1 protein-coding gene is annotated in these 743 nt (G+C 32.8%); it reads left to right on the top strand.

Going from position 1 to position 743, the window contains the following annotated elements:
• Positions 1 to 743, top strand: a 743-nt coding sequence (locus HMPREF2802_RS02255; protein WP_141746375.1) for an IS110 family transposase, incomplete at both ends; no start/stop codon positions are given.

Below are 743 nucleotides of genomic sequence, written 5' to 3'. Positions count from 1 at the left end.
AAAAAAGAAAGCTACGTTGCGCATTACGAAAATAATGAAATGGTCAATGAATTTGTGCTTCATTACGATTACAATAGTTTGACGCGATTCTCATACTACGTGCATGGACTAAAGACAAAATTAATCGTATTTGAGGCTACAGGTGTGTATTCCACACTTATTAAAGACTTCTGTCAGAAAAATAATTTTGACTACGCTCGTTTAAATCCCCTAGAAGCAAAAATGCATATCAAAACATTAAGACGGCTCAAAAATGACCGTGTTGATGCACATCACTTAGCACTTATAGGGCCTGATTTAAAAGACGAAAAGATTAATAATGCCTTATCTGGCCTTGAACAAGAGCGACAAACATATAGTCGTATGATTACCCATCTAGACGAAGATATAAATCAGCTTAAAACACGACTCAGAGAAAAAGTATTTTATGTCTCGCCTCAATTCGAAGAATTATATCAACATGATTTAGAAATCCCTCAAATTAAACTCACATTCTTATTTCCACATCCCGAATGTATTCTTGAACATGATAAATCGACGATTAAAGACCTCATTAAACAGCACATTAAATATAACGAAAATACTTTAAATAAAATCACAGAGCGTGTAATTCGTATAGCTCAATCCACTTATATTCTTAATAGTAAAGACGATCCTATCGTCGAAGAAATTAAAGATATATGTGACTCATTAATTACACTTATTGAACGCAAGAAAAAATATTCAACTAAGCTTAAAGAGCT

Origin of the sequence: Staphylococcus sp. HMSC071G07, from assembly GCF_001811435.1 — a bacterium.
Taxonomy (GTDB): domain Bacteria; phylum Bacillota; class Bacilli; order Staphylococcales; family Staphylococcaceae; genus Staphylococcus; species Staphylococcus pettenkoferi.
This window is presented reverse-complemented; position numbering and strand designations above follow the sequence as displayed.